The 16,599-nt window shown below is 52.7% G+C and carries 12 protein-coding genes; 2 read left to right on the top strand and 10 right to left on the bottom strand.

All coding sequences use genetic code 11. The features are described 5' to 3' along the window. Nucleotides 1-32 precede the first annotated feature (32 nt). Together ACR1XU_RS16695 and ACR1XU_RS16700 are read right to left on the bottom strand one after the other, a co-directional pair. Nucleotides 33-1,424, bottom strand: a complete 1,392-nt coding sequence (locus tag ACR1XU_RS16695; protein WP_480908779.1) for a metal-dependent hydrolase family protein — start codon at nt 1,422-1,424, stop codon at nt 33-35. Nucleotides 1,425-1,493: 69 nt separating this feature from the next. After that, on the bottom strand, nt 1,494-2,855 hold the full coding sequence (locus tag ACR1XU_RS16700; RefSeq protein WP_480908778.1) for a metal-dependent hydrolase family protein: 1,362 nt from the start codon (nt 2,853-2,855) through the stop codon (nt 1,494-1,496). Nucleotides 2,856-3,037: 182 nt separating this feature from the next. Between ACR1XU_RS16700 and ACR1XU_RS16705 the strand changes: the two genes are divergently transcribed. Then, nucleotides 3,038-4,063 (top strand): helix-turn-helix domain-containing protein, encoded by a 1,026-nt coding sequence (locus ACR1XU_RS16705; protein ID WP_480908777.1) that lies wholly within the window; start codon nt 3,038-3,040, stop codon nt 4,061-4,063. A gap of 276 nt (nt 4,064-4,339) precedes the next feature. Here ACR1XU_RS16705 and ACR1XU_RS16710 read toward each other — a convergent pair whose 3' ends face one another. Then, a complete protein-coding gene (locus ACR1XU_RS16710; RefSeq protein ID WP_480908776.1) occupies nt 4,340-6,199 on the bottom strand; it encodes an adenylate/guanylate cyclase domain-containing protein in 1,860 nt (619 codons plus the stop codon). Nucleotides 6,200-6,333: 134 nt separating this feature from the next. Further along, nucleotides 6,334-6,966: a tyrosine-type recombinase/integrase gene (locus ACR1XU_RS16715; RefSeq protein WP_170807636.1), complete on the bottom strand. Its 633-nt coding sequence runs from the start codon at nt 6,964-6,966 to the stop codon at nt 6,334-6,336. A gap of 208 nt (nt 6,967-7,174) precedes the next feature. On the opposite strand from ACR1XU_RS16715, the gene ACR1XU_RS16720 reads away from it, so the two are divergent. Continuing rightward, nucleotides 7,175-9,055, top strand: a complete 1,881-nt coding sequence (locus ACR1XU_RS16720) for a tetratricopeptide repeat protein (RefSeq protein WP_480908775.1) — start codon at nt 7,175-7,177, stop codon at nt 9,053-9,055. A gap of 358 nt (nt 9,056-9,413) precedes the next feature. Here ACR1XU_RS16720 and ACR1XU_RS16725 read toward each other — a convergent pair whose 3' ends face one another. The 6 genes from ACR1XU_RS16725 to ACR1XU_RS16750 all read right to left on the bottom strand — a co-directional run bounded on the left by ACR1XU_RS16725 (nt 9,414) and on the right by ACR1XU_RS16750 (nt 16,265). Beyond that, complete coding sequence (locus ACR1XU_RS16725; RefSeq protein ID WP_480908774.1) at nt 9,414-10,271, bottom strand: DUF302 domain-containing protein; 858 nt, start codon at nt 10,269-10,271, stop codon at nt 9,414-9,416. 1 nt (nt 10,272) lies between these two features. Beyond that, on the bottom strand, nt 10,273-10,662 hold the full coding sequence (locus ACR1XU_RS16730; protein WP_480908773.1) for a DUF4345 domain-containing protein: 390 nt from the start codon (nt 10,660-10,662) through the stop codon (nt 10,273-10,275). A 126-nt stretch (nt 10,663-10,788) separates the two neighbouring features. Next, entirely contained in the window at nt 10,789-12,351 is a 1,563-nt protein-coding gene (locus ACR1XU_RS16735) for an arylsulfatase (protein ID WP_480908772.1), read from the bottom strand. 343 nt (nt 12,352-12,694) lie between these two features. Then, on the bottom strand, nt 12,695-13,516 hold the full coding sequence (locus tag ACR1XU_RS16740) for an ankyrin repeat domain-containing protein (RefSeq protein WP_480908771.1): 822 nt from the start codon (nt 13,514-13,516) through the stop codon (nt 12,695-12,697). A gap of 591 nt (nt 13,517-14,107) precedes the next feature. Continuing rightward, the gene (locus ACR1XU_RS16745) at nt 14,108-14,881 is read right to left on the bottom strand and encodes an SDR family NAD(P)-dependent oxidoreductase (protein ID WP_480908796.1); all 774 of its coding nucleotides are present in this window, start codon (nt 14,879-14,881) and stop codon (nt 14,108-14,110) included. Between the two features lie 304 nt (nt 14,882-15,185). Next, nucleotides 15,186-16,265 carry an AI-2E family transporter gene (locus tag ACR1XU_RS16750; RefSeq protein WP_170681394.1) on the bottom strand — a complete coding sequence of 360 codons (1,080 nt, stop codon included), beginning with the start codon at nt 16,263-16,265 and terminating at the stop codon, nt 15,186-15,188. Nucleotides 16,266-16,599 lie beyond the last annotated feature (334 nt).

A 16,599-nucleotide genomic window follows, 5' to 3' on the forward strand; every position in this document is an offset into this window, starting at 1 on the left:
AGACGCAGGCGTCAAATTCCCGCATACTCCGCTCATTCGAGTGTATTCTTGTAGAAGACGCCGTCTTTCATGATCACGCGAATGGTCTCGAACCCCCGATCCCGCGGTGCTGCATCAAACCACTTTGGATTTGCTCCAAGAACCGACAGATCCTCCAGCGGGTTTCCGTCGACGATCAGGATGTCTGCATAGGCCCCTTCTTCGATCACGCCCAGTTTGTTGGGATAAGGGTTCCGCCGCCCAGTCAGTTGTGCCAACTCGCCACCAGTCGAGGTCGCTGCAACCAGGAAAGCATGGTTACCCAGCAATTCAGCGAAGTAGTATTTTTCAAAGTCCCGGTGCGCGCGTCCAAATCCAATGGTGGACAGCACGGTATCGACGTTATGCACGATCTTGGGCTTGTACTTTTTGATGTACTCAACGACGTTTTCTGACCCGACCAGATATTCTTCCAGTTTCGGTTTTACCGTTGGCATCGAGAAATTGGGGTGATCAAGCAGCGCCGGATCCATTCCAGCTACATTCAAGGCCCAGAAGATACCCTCATCCGCAATGCGTTTGACGGTCTCTTCGCTCACCATCTGAGCGTGCTCCAGCGACTTGACGCCGGCGTCCAGAGCCATTGTTACTGTTTCGTCCGTATAGGCGTGAACTGTCACATAGGTATCAAAGAAGGACGCAGCCTCGACCGCTGTCGAAATCTCATCAACGTTGTAAGCAACGGACCAGAGCGGATCGAGCTCGGATGACACGCCGCCACCGGCCATAAGTTTCAGGAAACTCGCCCCGTGCGCGAAGTTAAGCCGCGATGCCTTCCGGATTTCCTCGGCACCATCAGCAATATAGGACAGGTTGAACGTATTGGCGACGTCGTCCGATCCCATGTTGAAGGTTCGCTGCTCGGGGTTTCGCCAGTCACCGTGCCCGGATGTCGGGCCGATGGCCGCACCTGACGCATAGATGCGCGGGCCGTCTACAATCCCCTTGTCTATCAGTTCACGCAGACCTGATCCCATTCCGCCGGTATCCCGCACCGTGGTGTAACCATCGTAGAGATAGTCGCGGGCATTTTCAGCCGCTGTGGCCCCGATCTGATCCCATTTGGCGGCCTGAAGACCCGAGAAGGATTGCACGAGCCCTGTAGCGTAGAGATGCACGTGACTGTCAATCAACCCTGGCATCAGCGTGCGACCACCCCCGTCAACAAGCGTTGCGTCGGGCGCATCAATACCGTCGGTCGAGACTGTCTTTATGAGATTGCCTTCAACCAGAACATTCGCGTTTTCGATCCGCTCTTCACTAATTCCGTCAAAGATATGCACATTGGTGAACAAGGTTTGCGGGAGTGCGTCCTGCGCCAACGCGCCGCTTGCTGCCAAGGAAACAAATCCAGCGATTGCTGTCAGTGAGGCCAGTGTTTTCACGTGTCAGTACTCCCATTTGTCAAACTAAGGGGGCGCGGGATGTCGAGGTAAATTCACCCTGCGCGATACTCAATCGAGTGTATTCTTGTGGATCACGCCGTCTTTCATGATCAGGTCGATGTTGTTGGTGTAGTCGACCAGGATCTCGGCATCTTCGACCGGGTTTCCTTCAACAAGCAGCAGATCGGCGTATGCTCCCTGTTCGATCACACCCAGCGGGCCTGCTGTGTAGGGGTTGAGTTTTCCTGAAAGCGCCAGAAGTGCGGCGGACTTTGACGTGGCTTGTTGCAGGATTTCGTGTGAAGTCCATGCCTCCAGCCGGTATTTGAACTCATCGTTTTGCTTGGTCAGCGCGACGGGATCGCCGATAATGTCGGTTGAGAAAGCCACGTTCTCGATCCCGAAGTCTTTGATCAATTGCATCTGATTTCGTGCACCCGCTTGCACGCTGAGGAACTTTTCTGCGGCCCCTGGCCCAAGCGCGGAAATAACGGTTTGTTCGTCCAGCCCCAAAAGAGAGTAGAACGGAACGATCCAAGCATCTGCGTCCTTGATCGCTTGAGCCCCGACTTCGGTCATCAGTTGTCCATGTTCAATGCTGATCACACCTGCCTCAATCGAGCGCACGATGGATTCGTCTGTATAGGCGTGAACCATGACATAGGTTCCCCAATCGGCAGCGGCCCGAACCGACGCTTCCAGCTCTTCCGGCAGACCTTGAACGGTGTGTAACGGATCAACCTGAGAGGAGACCCCTCCGCCAGCCATCACCTTGATCTGGACAGCGCCAAGGCGCAGGGCTTCGCGGGTCGCGCGCAGTGTTTCCGGCACGCCATCGGCCAGGAACTCCAAGTGCTGGTTGAAGAAGGACGGTTGCGCCCCCATGAAATTGGGATGGGGTTCGGTGTAGACGCGATGTTCTCCATGCCCCGAGGTTTGCGAGATCACAGGCCCAGAGGCGTAGATACGCGGGCCAACGGCCTTACCCCGATCAATCGCTTTTTGCAGACCAATTGCCGGGCCGCCCGCATCCCGAACTGTGGTGAAACCCCGTAGCAGCATTTTCTCAGCTTCAATTGTTGATACTGCACCCCAGTACATCCAGTCGAAGTTATCGCGCAGGTCCGCCACCGGTTCAGTGACCGTCATATGCACATGTGCGTCGATCAGGCCCGGCATCAGGGTTCGACCACCACCGTCAATGATCTGGGCATTGGCGACGGCCAGCGGTTCCGCTGATACGTCTGCGATCAGGTTGTCCACGACCAGAACGTTTGCGTTCTCAAGTCGTTGTTCATCGACACCGTTAAACACGTGCACATTGGTAAAGAGGATCGGAAAGCTTTCTTCCTGCGCCAAACCTTGGCCCGCGATTGCCAGGCTTGCAGAAAAGGCTGTCGTGGCCACCAGGTGTTTGAATTTCGGTGTCATTGAGGCCCTCCAAATACGAATCACAGATGTATGTTTCTGAATATGATTTTAGAGTGATTGCCGGATTTTGCCTGACAGTATGGCAGGCTGCGCCAAATTGATTTGGCATTCTGCATGCTTTTGGCACCTTTTTGTGTGTTTTCTGTCTTTCTGTCGTTACCTTCATGATATTTGAGGGCGACATGGACGCATTTGACCAAAACACAAAGAAGGCCTTGCCGCTGGTTCGGGCGTCGGTTGCTGCACCGGTGGTAGCTGCTTTGCGTGGCGCCGGTGTAGAGCCAGCCTTCGTTCTGGACCCTCTGGGCGTGAGCGAAGCTCAGGTGATGGATCGCCAGAATTTCCTGCCTCACGAGACGATTTATAAAATCCATCAAGCCGCTGCTGACGCAACATCACCAGACTTCTGCGCGCTAGTTGGTCAATCAATTGACCTTGTTCGGTTTCTGCCTCTTGGTGACATGTTGGCCGAGGCGTTGACGCTGGGTGACTTCTTTACGCGATACACTCAAGCCGTCTCGAAAGAATCCAACGCGGTCACACAGTCTATGCTTGTGGAAGGCGAGCACGCTTATTTCAGTGCCAAGCGGAATTTCAAGTTTTCAGTTTCGCCGGGACAGACCGACGCATTTCTAGCGAGCATCTGGATATCATTACTGCACCGGGTTCTGGATTTTAGGTGGGACCCGAGCCAGATCATCTTACGGGTCAGCGAACCTGACGTGCTGCCCAAGCATTTTCATGGTGTTCAAGCCATCAAGTGTAGCCCTCAGGGCTTTTCGATCCGGTTTCCTTCACCCTGGCTGAGCCATCATTTGCTCTCGGAAACATTGGAAAACCCGTCAGACCTGACAGGCGCTACCCCCGACCAGCATGCGCCTCAAGATTTCTTAGCCGGGCTTCAGGGCCTGATCCGGATTCATCTTGGCGAGCCGGGATTTGGTGTAGACGAACTGGCGCGCCTATGCGGTTTCCACCGGGAAACATTGAACAATCGGCTGGCCCCTTACGGGCAATCAGCCTCTCAGGTCATATCTGGTGTCAAACTGGAAGAAGCAAAGAAGCTGTTGGGTTCGGCAGGGAAGTCCGTTGGTGAGACCGCACTGCGGCTTGGCTATGCAGACTCCACCGCGTTTTCGAGGGCCTTCCGAAAATGGTCTGGAATGTCGCCGTCGGATTTTAAGAAAACGGTAAAAGAACAAGGTTGAAACACCTGCGCCAGTGCGGTCGCATGTTGCTCGCCGTCGTTTCTTCGGGCATAGGATGAGAACACTGGCCGAATATATCCCAAATTGCGCGCACGTTGTGAAAATCTGGTCGAGCGCTTGCGACACCATTCACTCATGCCCGCTTCATGCTAAAAGCTGGAACTGCAAAGTCTTGTTTTGAATGTCTGCTTCGGGCTGCCATCGGCCGAAAAAACAGGGCCCAGAGAAACGCGTAATTGAGGCCGCGGCGGTTGGACAAAAGAGTAAATGTCGCCGTCAGCCGGTCATACCTGCCGCCCGTAGCCCATTGGTGAGAAGTTTAAAATCATCCGGTCGCCGCCACATAGACCGAAACCCGCGAGCAAGACTATCTAACGTATCATCCTCAACCACAATTCCTCGACTTGTGAACTCATCGTGACGTTCAGAAACAAATTCTTGCAATGCGTCAGAGGCGTCTCGCTCCCGTTTGAGCTGCGCGTAGGACGCGGCGACAAATGCTGTGGCCAACGAGTTAAGCCGCGCTGCTCCCATTAGAAAACTAAGCGCTGCTTCAAAGTTGCCGTTGAAAAATTCGACCTGCCCCATAATCCAGTCGATGGCAGGTGGATGTAGCGGGTCCAGCGCCATAGCTTCCGAAACTACTTCGCGCGCCTTTTCGTGCAAGCCGAGCAATAGGAAAGCGTAGCCGCACCATGCCATCGACTCCGCCTCGCTTTCTATCATGGAAAGTGTCTTGTTGAATTGCGCTTCGGCCTCGCTCCACAGCCCGGCACAGAGATAAGCAAACCCAAGCTGGTCTTGAATGTAGACGTCCCGGTTATCCAGTGCCACGCCCTTTCGGGCGATCTTCAACGTGTGGGCCGGTGCGTCAGCGTCTGCCAGACCAAGCCACAAGTCTATGACATACGTGTCCGAAAGATACATGTAAGATCGCGCGATGGTCGGATCGAGCGCGACCGCTCGTTCCAACAACGCTCTCGCCTTGGCCGTATCTCGTGCGTTCAAGCCGTCGCGTAGTGCCTTGCCCTTGAGCATCAGTTCATAGGCCTTCATCTGATCCGTTGGTTTCTGTGTCGAACGGTCGACAACATCGTGCTGGACCCTGCCTGGCAACACTGCGACGATACTTCGGGCCACCTCGTCTTGTACCGCCAGAACGTCCTCCAGTTCGTGGTCGTATCGATCCGACCAAAGTTGAGTACCTGTACGGGCGTCAGCGAGCTGTACCGAGATCCTAACGCGGCTGCCAGCCTTCCGCACGCTGCCTTCAACCAGGTAATCTGCGCCGAGAGCCTCCGCGATTTTGGCTGGATCTGTGTCCTGTGTCCGGAACCTGAAAGACGCATTTCTGGAAACAACCTTGAGCGTCCGAAAACGCGATAAGCCCACAATAATGTCTTCCGCAATCCCGTCGCTGAAGAAGGCCTGCTCGGGGTCATCGCTCATGTTGTGCAGTGGCAAGACCGCAATAGTGGCTGTTCCTGACGATTCAGGCCGATCCGGTTTAGCGCATACTGTGCTTGACCCGCCAATGCGCCAAGCATGTACCGGTTCGGCAACGTTCTTTACCGTGTGCTGACCAGCATCCTCCCAAGCAACCGGTATACGGTTTCCGACCACACGATATACAGCGTCCGACACCAACACACCGCCCGGTGGGGCAAGCTGCTCCAGTCTCGACGCCAGGTTCACACCGGAACCAAAAACATCTCCGTCGCGCACGATTATGTCCCCAAGAGTAACGCCAATACGAAATTGGAGAGGGTCCTTACCTGCCGCTGATGCGTTTTGCCATTCAACCGCACAGGAAACGGCGTCGACTGCGCTGTCGAAGCTGGCGAGCAGACCGTCACCCATCTGTTTGACGATGCGACCGTAATACCGACCGACAAGCGGAGCAGCAATATCGTCAATGTGCGCTGAAAGGACTTCGAGCGTGCCTTTCTCGTCCCGCTCCATCCGAGCGGTAAAGCCGACAAGGTCAGCAATCAGGATGGCCGCTAGCTTTCGCTCCACGTGTTGTCCTCCTTTCTGTTTAATACTGGTCGCTAAGTGTTTAGACCACGCGAAAATGAACAGGGTCGGTTTCTGACCTTGCTTGAAGTCGGTTTCAGCGTTGGGGAACTTTACCATTTGTCTGCGCGAAAGGCTTGGAGAACAAACAGCCGAATTGTCCTCGCCTTGAGTTGCGCCATGTCCGCTTTGGGGCTGAAAATTCTACTCTCGGGGTTCGCGCAAAAAAGGCCGCTCGAAAGCGGCCTGATAGATCACACCTCGGTGGCTTCCGCGATGGCGAGTGCGTCTTCGATGTCTACACCCAGGTAACGCACTGTACTGTCCATCTTGGTGTGACCAAGCAATAGCTGCACGGCTCGCAAGTTACCTGTTCTACGATAAATCTGCGCCACTTTTGTGCGTCGCATTGAATGGGTCCCATACTGACTGGGATCAAGCCCAATCGAAGCGACCCATGACTGAACCAACCTCGCGTACTGACGAGTAGAAATATGCAGCCGATGCTGAAAACGCCCTGGCCACAAGTACTCGGATCTTTTCATTGCAGGTTGTTTCAGCCAATTCAAAAGCGAGTTTCGCGTACCACTACTAATTTCAAAACGAACGGGTATCTTTGTCTTGCTTTGGTTGACAGACGCGCGTTCCTTTACTTGTCCAGCGGCAAATACGTCTGCAACTTTCAGGCGAACTAGATCGCAACCACGGAGCTTACTGTCTATTGCTAAATTGAACAGTGCTAAGTTCCTATGATCTTCTGAAATTTCTAAGCGAACGAGTATTGCCCAGACATGCCTTGGCAAAAGCGGGCGCTTCTGGCCAATAACCCGACCTTTGTTCCACGCAGATCGGCCAACTCGAATGACGGGTAGATTTAAAGCTTGCATGACGAATACTCCGCACCGCCATGCACCACCTCATCGCCCACACAGTGTCAGCGTCTATTGGTTACCATGCTTGGTCCCCGTCATTAAAAATCTGACTTTGTCGAAGCCTGACCGGCGCCACAAATTTGCGATTTGGTATAGGGCGAATAGCAGAACTATGGATTCAATAGATCAGGATGGATAATCTTGGGTGTAGGGGAGAACGGGTGTGGAACGCCGCCTTACCACTATCTTGAGTATTGACGTCGTGGGCTACTCGCGACTGATGGAACGCGATGAGGCAGCGACGCTGGCAGCACTAAAGTCGCATCGGTCTGAACTCATTGACCCCTTTGCGGCGAGTTATGGTGGCAAGACGATCAAATTGATAGGTGATGGTGCTCTACTGGAGTTCGAAAGCACCGTACAGGCAATGAAATTTGCCGTTTCTGTTCAAAACGAAATGCTCTCTCGAAATTCGGACGTTCCAGATAGCGAACGAATTGTGTTTCGGATCGGCATCAATATCGGAGATGTGATTGCCGAGGATGGAGACATTTATGGTGATGGCGTCAATGTCGCCGCTCGACTTGAAGGCTTGGCTGAGCCCGGAGGTATTTGCATTCACCGCAGCGTAAGGGACCAGGTACAGGACAAGCTGGATCTGAATTTCGAGGATCTGGGTGAGACCGAAGTCAAAAACATAGAGAGACCAGTCCGAGCCTTCGAAATCGTTCTGGATGACAAGGCCAAGGCTTTGGCTATTTCAGAGCCAGTTGCGCATACGAAACCACACATGTCCAAGTGGGTGCCAACTCTAATCGGTGCAGCATGCATCTGTTTGGTGCTGGTTTCGGTCGTATGGTGGCGATCCAGAGATGTGGCACCCCTGACCGAACAAGAGGAGTTGGCGCTTGCCATCCCAGACGAACCGTCCATCGTCGTTTTGCCCTTTGAGAACCGCTCAACAATTGAAGAGGTCGGCTATCTGGCAGAAGGTTTTGGAACAGCAATCACGACGCAGCTTTCGAAGTTTCCACAGCTATTTGTGATTGCTGGTTCTACTTCGATTACCTTTGCGGACAGCTTGGCCAAACCGCGAGAAATAGGTCGAGAGCTCGGTGTGCGATATGTTCTGTCAGGTAGCGTTCAGAGCGTTGGCGAGAATATTTCGATTAACTCAACACTGATAGAGACAGAGTCGGGGCACGCTCTATGGTCGGAACAATATGACGTTGGCGTCGAAGAATTGTTTTCCGCTCAGGCCGACCTTATTCGGGAAATCGCATCCACCCTGAAAATTGTAGTTGAGGAAGAAGAAATCGCTTCGCTTAGGAAACGGCCAACCGATGATCTAGAAGCGTATGAACTTTTTCTGAGGGCTGTCGCCAAAAGCAAGCTGCTGAATACTGCGAGTCGGCAAGAGGCAATTGAACTACTGGAACGAGCCATAGTGCTCGATCCAGACTACCTTTCTGCACATATTGAATTGAGCGGTCGCTACCTTAGCCTTTGGCGCTTTGGTGGGTCGGACGATCCAGAAACCGCGCTGAACAAAGCCCGCAGGCACGCACAGCGTGCGTTAGAACTGGATCAATCGGACTATCGCGTTCAACACCGCTTGGGCCAGCTACATTTGTTTGCTGACCACGATCATCAACTCGCATACCAGGCATTTCAGCGGGCAATACGGGAGAACCCCAATGATCCTGAGGTTCTATATGGTATGGGCTTTCTACGGTCGCTTATGGGTGAGCCAGCCGAAGCGATTGAGTGGAACAACAAGGCAAAAAAGGTCAACCCGCGTTATCCCGGCTGGTACAATTTTAACGCGGCCCTTTCTCATTTCTTAATCAGAGATTACAAACAGGCAATTCTGCTGGCAAAGACCGGTATCTCAACTTATCCAAAGTCGCTTCCTCCGCGCCGTATCTTGGTCGCAACCCTTGCTGAAATGGGACGTCTGGAAGATGCACAGGTTGAAGCAAAGAAATTACTCGAAATCCGGCCGGACTTCCGTGTTTCTACACACAGAAACACACCCTTTATGCATACTGAGGACCAGGACCGGTATTTTGGTGCGATGGTTGCTGGTGGATTGCCCGAATAGAAAGGTTTTCATATCCCGGATACTGGCTGTATGCGCGGTTTCCACTTTTGGTAGCATCGTTGCATGAACGGACCAATCCGCTCCTCGGGATCAACAAACATCGCTGATGAATGTCTGGTTTGGGCTGTCTCTAGTCACTGATGCGAAGGGCGGCGAACGTCGACTTCGAGCCCACATTGACCGATGCTGCGCTATGCCCCAATTACAGCAATGCGCAGAAAGCGGCCTTTGCAAAGTTTAACGAACGGCCCAAAGCGTGGTAGGCCTGTTGCGTTGAGAACCGCTGAAATCAACCCAAAGCGGACGACGAAAAGATGGCCAATCGGCAAAGGTTTTTTTTGCGTTTTCCTAACAGCGGCTACTCAATTGCAGTGCGAAATGTTGAGGTAAGCCGTTTGTTCAAACCGTAATGAGGTTCGGCTGAAGAACCGTAGTGCAATTCCGCCAATGCAGCGATGTCATTGAAAATCACTACGGAGCCGCCTTCTTCATTCGCGTAAACCAGTAGTTTTTGGCAAAAGGCATCCAAACCAATTGCCGGAAAGCCCGCCATAGCCACGCCACCGGGTGCTGGTCCGCCGAACAGTAAAAGTACCGCCTCCGGCAGGTCCACCCCCAGTTTGGACGCTTCCGTCGCAAAATCGATTTCCCCAAACCACACAGTATCGTCCTGCCCCGTCACAGCTGTCCTGAGACTTTCTACTGCCTCTGGTACGCTGAGCAGAGTTTGCAGTTCGATGACCCCATAGTCGGCAGTCAATCCGCTGGTTGGCGCTGGTGTTGCATCCAAGTCTTTTAGAACTTCGAGCATCTTGCTCTCAAATGCATTTAACGCTTGGGTGTCATTCAGGCCATGCCGCACTTTGAGAAACTGAGAGTCTGTGTAGGCGATCTGTGGACGACCATCCTGATCGAAGGAAAGAACTCGAAAAGGAAGGTCCAGACCTGCTCGCACGTTCTCTTTCAGAATGGGCGTGTTTATCTCTGGATCAGAGAAAATGAGCACACGGGACGCTGGCGTTTCTACGTCTTCAGCTTTGGCCAGACGCGAATGATCTATCGATGCGATTGGAGCAGCTCCCGCTTCAGAAACGGCAGTCTCAAGCTCTAAGAAGTTTTCGTCCACCGCGGTCTGGACAGATGAAGATTGTGCAAAAGCGGATGCCGAAACTGATAAAGTTGCGATCATCGAGAAAACAAAGCCAGACTTCACCATTTTACCACTTCCTGTTTCCTCGTACTTTTTTCAGAGAAACCGCCGCCAGAGCTGCAAAAGCTATCTCGGCTGCAAGATAAAAGAGAAGTACCCCGTTCGGAACTCCATCGATTAGGATGCTTAGTATGCGCCCAACGGCCAGTCCTGACATAAACAAAAATAGAACCCACAGCGCGGGGCGTTGTAACTCTGGTTTCGAAGCAGCCGCCAACCAAAACAGCGCGTTTGCCATGTAAAGACCCATAATCGCTCGGAAGACATGCGTCTGATTCGTCCCTTCCACTGAAAATCCCAGCAAAACTGGGATCGAACGGCCGGGCATCAGACCGTATGACACCGCAATTGGCACGAGGCCGACGGCAGCAAGCAGAAGGACTAATCTAGCACTCATGGAGGACTCCTTCTCGTAGAGGTTTCGCTTTTTGCGAAATTCCTAGTCGGTAATTTTGGGCATCCGATGATCCGAGCCGGATGCCCACGCTGCGGTGTGAAAGGCGTATTGGTTGCCTCGCTTCCTCTACTGAGAGATGCCGCCTTCGGTTGATGTTTGTTCTTCAACATGGTCTTGATTGGCGACCGGCTTCCCGCGCGGAGGGAACTCCTCGAAAGTAGCGAGATGCGCCTGCACTAACCGGGCGGCTGGGCCGAATGCCCACATTTTCTCACCCATCCAGCGGACGTACATACCGCTTTCCTCCGCAGCTTTTTCGTAGGGATCGCGGCGGAGGTTGAAAAGCAAGGGGGCGACCAATTCTTCCTTCGGGCCTGACCAGCCGTGGTTTTGAACGACAAAGTGCGCTTTCCAATCGTTGTAGCGTACTGCTTGGAGGTCCGTACCCTGATAGTAAATCAGCTCGCGGCGATTGCTCTCTTCATCCTCACCCGTCAGGTAAGATAGTTGATTGTAGCCATCGAGATGCACTTTATAGCCTTCATATCCCTCTAGGAGCTTTTCTCTTAGATCTGTCGGACCTCCAGCCGCAGCTACAAATGTTGGCATCCAGTCCATTCCGCTGAAGATGCCATTCAAGACTTGACCTTCTGGAATTTTGCCCGGCCAGCGAATAATCGCAGGAACTCTAAAGCCACCTTCCCAAGTAGTACCCTTTTCCCCATGAAACGGTGTCGTACCACCATCAGGCCACGTCAGTGTTTCCGGGCCATTGTCTGCGGTGAACATCACTATGGTATTATCGGCGACTCCCAGATCCTCAAGGTGGCTGAGAACGTTACCAACGTTGTTGTCCAACTCCTTCATGACAACATCCTGAAGTCCGCGCCCATTGCCCAACATAGCTTCGTATTCGGGGCTGAGGTGGGTCCAGACGTGTGCACGGGCTGGAGCCATCCAGACAAAAAACGGAGTGTCCGACTCTACCGCACGAGAAATGAAGTCCTTCGTGTAAGATGTCACTTCGTCATCCAAAGTCTTTTGGCGCTCAGGAGGCGCAGGCCCGTCATCAATAATGCGCTGCTTCCCGACTTTTCCAAATCGCGGGTCGACTGTTTCGTCTACTTCCTCTGTTGCAAATGAATGAATGATGTTGCGAGGCGCAAATTGCGCGTTGAATTCTGGGTCGTCTGGCCAATCCGGATCAGACGTATATTCCATAGCATTCAAGTGATAGAGCCAACCCCAATACTCGTCGAAACCTTTTGCAGTCGGTAGGAACTCATTGAGGTCGCCTAGGTGGTTTTTTCCGAACTGCCCCGTCGTATACCCCAACTTTTTCAGGAACATCGGAAGCGTTGGGTCATCTGGGTTTAAACCTATCGGATCTCCCGGCAGTCCAACCGTGTGCATACCAGTTCGTATTGGCAATTGTCCGGTCATGAAGGCTGATCGACCGGCAGTACAACTTGGCTCGGCATAATAATCTGTGAGACGAGCACCCTCAGAGGAGAGGCGATCCAAGTTCGGCGTCTCAATGCTTTTGACACCTCCGTGGTAAACGCCGACGCTCGCCCAACCTACGTCATCTGCCATGATGACAAGAATGTTGGGCGGGGTATGTTCGTCGGCCCAAACTCCATTGAAAGCAAAGCAGACGGCACCCGTTACTGAGATAAGCTTGTTCATTAAGACCTCCCGACTTGGTACTTCTTACCAACCATAGGAAAAACATCGGCTTAGAGGAACGGTCTGATTTGTTAACTTTTTGGGCTCAGCACCTTGGTGCAAGAAATTTCCTCGACCAAAAATCCCGCCAAGCCGGAATTGCAAAGCCCTGGGTTGAATGTCCGGTTTGGGCTTGGACCTGCCAAACATGCAAGTCGCGGAGAATGGCCGCATCGAGCCCAATGTGACCGATGCTTCATGGCAAACAATTTTCCGAGTGGGTGAAATGCAGACGTTCGCTGCATTTTGTCATCTCCCAGCAAAGCGGGACAAACTGGTCGCCATCCGAATTCAGCTCAGTCTCTCAATCTTTCAATGTTGCTAGATATGCAATGATATCCACGCGATCTTTTTCATTTTCAATTCCGAGCATCACTTTGGTCGTCCCGGGTACAAACTGATATGGGCTAGCGAGATAGCTATTCAGTGTATCTGCATCCCACACCAAACCTAATTCGCGCAAATAACTTGAATAAGAAAACTCGGGATCGGACGCAGTGCGTCGTTCGAATACTCCCCAAAAGTTGGGCCCATTATCACCTGTTATTCTCGTCGACGAAGGTTTGCCGTGGCAGACTTCGCACCCCCTGGCTAGAAACTCACCATTTGAAACATTGGCACCTTGCAACTTATCGGCAATCGGTTGGCTCTCTACTCGCTGAGGCGCTCCCGCTTCGATGAGCACCTCGGCGATTTCTATGTGCCCCGCTCTCAGCGCCTGATGCAAAGGAGTTGAGATATATGGTTCATAGCTGGCTGGATCCGCCCCAGCCTCAATGAGCACTTTTACTACTTCGATGTGACCATACCCGGCCGCATGGTGGAGAGCGGTTCCAACCGTATAAATATCATTTCCCTGATAGAAAAAAATTGTGGGATCGGCACCTCGTTCAAGAAGAAGTTCAACCAACTCAGTATGGCCGAATTTTGCCGCAACAAAAAGCGGTGTAACGCCCGGTGCACTTGTCATGTTCGTACTGCGAAGTTCGAGCGGCACACCCTTGTCTAGCTCCGCGAGAACGCCCTCAATATTTCCACGTTTGGCGTGAAGATGGATGATTTCCGCCAATGCCTTCTCAAACGGAAAGATAAACAGCGACAGAGTAACTATAATTAGTCGAAACATATGCGCATCCGAATTCAACGGCTTAAGCCAATCATAAGCAGATTGAGTCGTTGTACCAAATTCTACGGAAGAAATGGGTTCCTGTGCGACGTTCGCGCCAGTTCGTCAGCTTTGTGGTCGCTCGCAAAAGAAGTACTACCGCCATCGCAACGCATGATGGCTAAGCGGGCTGCATCCGCAGCAATTGAGTCAATTTTTGGATGTCGGCTCGGAGTCAAATTCGTGGGCCTGCTGCTTCGCACAGAACGACAGCTTTGTCCGCAAATAGGGGTTTGCAAAGCCCGCTGATGAATGTCTGGTTTGGGCTGCCATCGGCCGTCGACCAACAATGCAGCGAACAGCGACAACGATCCCTATCCTGCGTCGTCTTGCTCGTTGGTTACTGCACTGATACTCTGTAAACACGCTTGGCACGGAAGCCAAGCAATGGAGATTTTGTGTTTACGATTGCGGGAAACCGCTAAGTCCTGAACAGCAGGACGACCAAGCCAATTAGAACCTGCGCCAATGTGGCAGGCTTCCCTTTTTGCATGGCTCGTGAACACTCAAACTACAATCACCAATGCATGAGCTTTGCGCCCAAAGCCGACATCAGTTAAGGTGAATACCCCCGTCGATCACGACAGTTTGCCCAGTAATTGTATGGCTCTTACAAAACAACAGTGCCTGCTGTGCAACGTCGTCAATTGAGGTAGTTTTCCCAAGAAACGACCGATCTCGCCACATTGCAACGTACTCTTTGGTAGCCCCGCCAGACATTTGCGTCCCTTCCATCAAACCGGGAGATACGCAGTTCACCGTGATATCGGGTGCCAAGGCTGCAGACAGAAACCTTGTGAGAGGTACGACAGCAGCTTTGCTTGGCGCATAGGCTACTGCAGCACCCCAATCCCCATGCCCAATTGTAGATGAAATGTTTACAACTCTACCCCAAGTGGACGCTCGCAGATGAGGAGCGGCTGCTCTGGTAAGAAAATATGGACCGCTAAAGTTTGTCGTTAGCATTTCCGTCCAAATCTCCGGGGTGAGGGCTTCCAGATCACCAGTTGGCAAGTTGAGCCCGCCAGAGGCCATGCCGGCATTGTTCACCAGAATGTCCAGCCCGCCGAACTCGCTGACTATCCTGCCAATACAGGCATGCACTGAAGAAGGCTCGGTGAGGTCAAACTGTTCTGCGCGAGCCGTGCCGCCTTGGCTTTTGATGTCCGCGCAGACTGCTTCCGCGCGGTCCGATCCACTGCGGTATCCGACAACCACTTTGCTGCCGTTGCGAGCGAGGAGCCTACAGATCTTCGAGCCAAGCCCACCGCTGCCGCCACTAACAAAGGCGACGCTTCCAACGATTTCCAACCTTCGATCCTCCATCAATGACACTACCACTAATAGTCGGACGCCATTCTCTCTGGCAAAATCAAGTAACGCAAATGGGTTGGTTTAGCTGCGGATGAAATACTGCAGTGTCCTCAATTCGAACCCGGGGCTCTGCTAGCACAGTGTTCGGTTCTGAAGTAGGTGCTCATTAAGGTAAAAAGCGAACGCTGCCCCGTTGCCAGACATGTCGGCACTTAAGGATCGAGGAAGCCAGTGATTTATTCGGAATTCGCTGCGCAGTCTGCAAGGGCATCGGTCGCATGGTGTTCCCTTCAGAACCTTTTCAAACAGATTCAGGCTATTGGAGGTCTTCTTCGTTCAGCTCTCGAACCTCGTCATCGGAGCGTTCCGCGCCGAGCCACCAAAGAATCAACTCGAGACACAGTGCAAGAATGACAGGACCGAGGAATACCCCAACGACTCCCCAAAAAAGTAGCCCGCCGATAGCGCCAAGAAAAACCAGAATTGCCGGCAAGTCCGCTCCGCGCGATACAACAAGTGCTTTTACGAGGTTGTCGGAAAGCCCAACCGCGACAAGCCCCCAGAGAACCATAAAGGTCGCCATGACCGACTGATCATTCATCCAAAGCCAGATCGAAAGTGGTGCCCAAATCAGGATCGGGCCGACTTGCAGAAGGCCAAGCATAAAGGTTGCGAACGCCAGGAGTGGCCAATGTGGCGCGCCGACGAGCCAGTATGCGAAAGCAGCTACACAGGCCTGTACAGCCGCTGATCCAAGAACACCAAGCACGGTATAGCGGATCGTTAGGATCGAGCGAGCACCAAGGTCGGCGACCCGCGTTCCTCCAAGTTTTAGTGCCGCCTTGCCTGCGAGCAGGCTGAGATACTGCGAGTTATGTAGAATTACCCCCGCAAGGATCAGGCCCAGCAAAAACTCCAAAACAAAATAACCGATTAACCGACCTTCGAACACAATTGTCGAGAGAAGCAAACGCAGATCATCGCCAATCAAAGTGCGCAACGCCTCCAAGTCATCTCGTATTCCTATCCAAAGATCGCGCCAAGTTGCGGAGATACCGGCGGGAAGATCAACGCCAATCCATTCAAGGCTGTCTCTGTTTGCGGCGGCAATCGCTAATTCTGGCAAAATCCCTACAACGGAGCGAAAAAGTAACAACATCGGGACAAGTACGATGAGTATCAACCCGACGACAGTAAGGCCAGTCGCCAGCGCACGTCTTTGTCCAAGTTGGTTTGTAAGCTGCGCATGAAAGGGCAAAATGGCGACCGAAATAAAAAGGGCCCATAACAATGCAGGAAGGAATGGGCTGAGCGTCAGCACCCCTAACAGGAATATTAGCGCAAGCCCCCCAAGTGGGAGAGCCTTTTGAACTATATCTCGCATGTCTGCGAGCATTTCGACCTCACTACGACCAATGAAACGCGCAGTACACTATGGCCATCATTTGGCTAGTGGCCACTATTTTTTTGAAGGAAGTAACTTGCGCGAAGATGCCATTAGAGTCTCAGAATTTGCGAAAGCGTAGACAAAGGCAGCGTTGTCCGCGCAGCTGTCGTTCACGCCGAGCACAGCGAAGTCAAAAAGGCCTACGGCCGAGTTTCGGCCGCAACTTCTGTTCGTTGGAAGTGATTGCAGCATGCTTTGCTGATGCCTGATTGCGATCTCGTTGAATTGACAAGGTGTGATGATCTAGGATTATGGAAAGATGAGCAAAGTGCAACGCCCTCCG

Source organism: Ruegeria sp. D1(2025) (assembly GCF_056536425.1).

What these genes read in the sequence shown, in the direction of transcription:
- ACR1XU_RS16700 (WP_480908778.1), bottom strand. Translation starts at nt 2,855, where the DNA reads ATGACACCGAAATTCAAACACCTGGTGGCCACGACAGCCTTTTCTGCA.
- ACR1XU_RS16705 (WP_480908777.1), top strand. Translation starts at nt 3,038, where the DNA reads ATGGACGCATTTGACCAAAACACAAAGAAGGCCTTGCCGCTGGTTCGG.
- ACR1XU_RS16710 (WP_480908776.1), bottom strand. Translation starts at nt 6,199, where the DNA reads ATGGTAAAGTTCCCCAACGCTGAAACCGACTTCAAGCAAGGTCAGAAA.
- ACR1XU_RS16715 (WP_170807636.1), bottom strand. Translation starts at nt 6,966, where the DNA reads ATGCAAGCTTTAAATCTACCCGTCATTCGAGTTGGCCGATCTGCGTGG.
- ACR1XU_RS16725 (WP_480908774.1), bottom strand. Translation starts at nt 10,271, where the DNA reads ATGGTGAAGTCTGGCTTTGTTTTCTCGATGATCGCAACTTTATCAGTT.
- ACR1XU_RS16730 (WP_480908773.1), bottom strand. Translation starts at nt 10,662, where the DNA reads ATGAGTGCTAGATTAGTCCTTCTGCTTGCTGCCGTCGGCCTCGTGCCA.
- ACR1XU_RS16735 (WP_480908772.1), bottom strand. Translation starts at nt 12,351, where the DNA reads ATGAACAAGCTTATCTCAGTAACGGGTGCCGTCTGCTTTGCTTTCAAT.
- ACR1XU_RS16740 (WP_480908771.1), bottom strand. Translation starts at nt 13,516, where the DNA reads ATGTTTCGACTAATTATAGTTACTCTGTCGCTGTTTATCTTTCCGTTT.
- ACR1XU_RS16745 (WP_480908796.1), bottom strand. Translation starts at nt 14,881, where the DNA reads ATGGAGGATCGAAGGTTGGAAATCGTTGGAAGCGTCGCCTTTGTTAGT.
- ACR1XU_RS16750 (WP_170681394.1), bottom strand. Translation starts at nt 16,265, where the DNA reads ATGCTCGCAGACATGCGAGATATAGTTCAAAAGGCTCTCCCACTTGGG.